The sequence below is a fragment of the Dietzia sp. B44 genome, assembly GCF_014145245.1.
Lineage (GTDB): Bacteria > Actinomycetota > Actinomycetes > Mycobacteriales > Mycobacteriaceae > Dietzia > Dietzia natronolimnaea.
Map to the genome: position 1 here is coordinate 1 of NZ_JAALEF010000333.1, position 3,089 is coordinate 3,089.

The following is a 3,089-nucleotide window of genomic DNA, read 5'->3' on the forward strand; positions in this document are numbered from 1 at the left end:
CTCCGGCGGCCGGGCCGCGGTGGTGGTCCCGGGCCACGGCACCGTCGACCGCGTCCTGGAACGCCTGTCCGAGGCGGAGGTCCCGGCCACCGCCGCCCCGGCGGGATCCGAGCCCGCCCCCGGCGTGGTGTCGGTCTACGAGGCGATCCTGCACGGGGGGTTCGCCCTGTCGGGGGACTCCGGGGAGCAGGGGGACCACCTCGTCGTCGTCTCCGAGACCGACCTCACCGGCAACCGACTCGGCGCCACCGCGCGCCCCAAGGCGCGCCACGCCAAGCGACGCAACCAGGTGGACCCGCTGGCGCTCAAGGCCGGCGACTGGGTGGTGCACGACCAGCACGGCATCGGCCGGTTCGTGGAGATGGTCGAGCGGCAGGTGCGCGGCGGGGACGGTTCGAGCCGCCGCGAATACGTGGTGATCGAGTACGCCCCCGGCAAACGCGGGGGCGCCGGCGACCGCCTGTTCGTGCCCATGGAGTCCCTCGGACAGCTGAGCCGCTACGTAGGCGGGGAGGCCCCGACGCTGAGCAAGATGGGCGGCGCCGACTGGCAGAACACCAAGCGCAAGGCCCGCAAGGCGGTTCGGGAGATCGCCACCGAGCTGGTGCAGCTCTACGCCAAGCGGCAGTCCGCCCCGGGCCGCGCGTTCGGCCCCGACACCCCCTGGCAGCGGGAGATGGAGGACGCGTTCCCGTTCACCGAGACCGTCGACCAGCTCACGGCGATCGAGGAGGTCAAGGGGGACATGGAGAAGACCGCCCCCATGGACCGCGTGGTGGTGGGCGACGTGGGCTACGGCAAGACCGAGGTGGCCGTGCGGGCGGCGTTCAAGGCCGTGCAGGACGGCACCCAGGTCGCGGTACTGGTGCCCACCACGCTGCTCGCGCAGCAGCACCAGGCGACCTTCGTCGAGCGCATGACCGGGTTCCCCGTGACCGTCAAGGGGCTCAGCCGGTTCACCTCCGACGCCGAGGCCAAGGAGGTACTCAAGGGGCTGGCCGACGGCACGGTGGACGTGGTGATCGGCACCCACCGGTTGCTGGCCACCGCGGTGCACTGGAAGAACCTCGGGCTGGTGGTGGTGGACGAGGAGCAGCGCTTCGGTGTGGAGCACAAGGAGCACATCACCTCGCTGCGCACCCACGTGGACGTGCTGACCATGTCCGCGACGCCCATCCCGAGGACGCTGGAGATGTCGCTGGCCGGGATCCGCGAAATGAGCCAGATCCTCACTCCGCCCGAGGAGCGGCTGCCCGTGCTCACATACGTCGGCGCGCACTCGGACAAGCACGTCGCCGCCGCCATCCGCCGCGAGCTGCTGCGCGAGGGGCAGGTGTTCTACGTGCACAACCGGGTGCGGACCATCGACGCCACCGCGGCGAAGATCCGCGACCTGGTGCCCGAGGCGCGCGTGGTGGTGGCCCACGGGCAGATGGGGGAGGAGCAGCTCGAGCAGACCGTCGGCGGGTTCTGGAACCGCGACTACGACGTGCTGGTGTGTACGACCATCGTCGAGACCGGCCTGGACATCTCCAACGCCAACACCCTGATCGTGGACCGCTCCGACCAGCTGGGTCTGTCGCAGATGCACCAGCTGCGCGGGCGCGTGGGCCGGTCCCGCGAGCGCGGCTACGCCTACTTCCTCTACGACCCGGAGAAGCCGCTCACCGAGACCGCGTACGACCGGCTGGCCACCATCGCCCAGAACAACGACCTGGGCGCGGGCATGGCCGTGGCCATGAAGGACCTCGAGCTGCGCGGCGCCGGCAACGTCCTGGGCGCCGAGCAGTCCGGCCACATCGCCGGCGTCGGCTTTGACCTCTACATCCGTCTGGTGGGCGAGGCCGTGGAGGCCTACCGCGCGATCGCCGACGGCGAGACCGTGGAGGTCGAGGAGGAGGTGGGCGAGATCCGCATCGAGCTGCCGGTCGACGCCTACATCCCGGTCGAGTACGTCGACGGCGACCGGCTACGGCTCGAGGCGTACCGCAAACTGTCCCAGGCGCGGGCGCCCGAGGACATCGACGCGGTGGTCGAGGAACTGGTGGACCGCTACGGACCCATGCCCGCCGAGGCCCGGCGCGTGGTGTCCGTGTCGCGACTGCGGCTCGTGTGCCAGAAGTACAAGGTGCGCGAGATCGTGCTGGCCGGCTCCCGCCTGCGCGTGGGCCCGCTCGATCTGCTCGACTCCCAGCAGATCCGGCTCAAGCGCATGTACCCGGCCGCGCAGTACCGGGCCACGCAGAAGACCGTGCTGCTCCCGCTGCCCAAGGCGGCAGGCGCGCGTGCCGGTGCGGGCGCGGAGAAGGCGCGCGACGACGAGATGCTGCAGTACGCCGCCGACTTCCTCACCGCCATGGCCGGGGATCCCGAGGGCTCGCACCCGGTGATCCAGCCGGAGTTGGTGTCGGTGTGAGTCCCGAGTCCGGTTCCGGCTCCGACCCCCATCGAAAAGAGCGTTCCGCACAGATCCACTCGGCCGATGTGTCCGAAACGCTCTTTTCGACGGGCTCGAGCTTGAGCGCGGGCGCGGGCGCGGGGGATCGGCTCGCCGAGGCCGTCGAGGTGATGGCCCGCATCCGGCGCGACGGCGAGTGGGAAGCCGCCCAGACCCACGCCTCGCTACTGCCGTACCTGCTGGAGGAGTCGTGGGAGCTGGTCGACGCCGTGGCCGACGGAGACCGCGATGAGTTGGTCTCCGAGCTCGGCGATCTTCTCCTGCAGGTGCTGTTCCACGCCGCGATCGGCGAGGAGCGGGCCGAGGGGGCGTTCGACATCCACGACGTGGCCGGCGCCCTTCTGGACAAGCTGCGCCGGCGTGCGCCCTACTGGTTCACCGCTGATGGCGCTGCCGGCCTCGACGCCGCAGAGCAGGACCGGCTCTGGCAGGAGGCCAAGGCCGCCGAACGTACCGGTCGCCCCCCGCGCGGGGTGGTCGACGGCATCCCGTGGGACATGCCGGCCCTCGCCCTCGGGCAGAAAGTGCTGGCCCGCGCCCGCTCGGCGGGTGTGCCCGATGAGCTGGTCCCCGCGCAGATGAGGGTGGTCCACGTGGACCCGGCGGGCCTCTTCCGCGAGCACACCGCCGG

General features: G+C 71.4%; 2 protein-coding genes. Both read left to right on the forward strand.

Annotated features, from left to right (window positions below; genetic code table 11):
• On the forward strand, positions 1–2,416 hold a 2,416-nt coding region (gene mfd, locus G6017_RS11290), incomplete at its 5' end, for a transcription-repair coupling factor (RefSeq protein ID WP_182617401.1).
• A gap of 68 nt (positions 2,417–2,484) precedes the next feature.
• The coding region (locus tag G6017_RS11295; protein ID WP_347237992.1) for a MazG nucleotide pyrophosphohydrolase domain-containing protein at positions 2,485–3,089 on the forward strand (605 nt) is incomplete at its 3' end.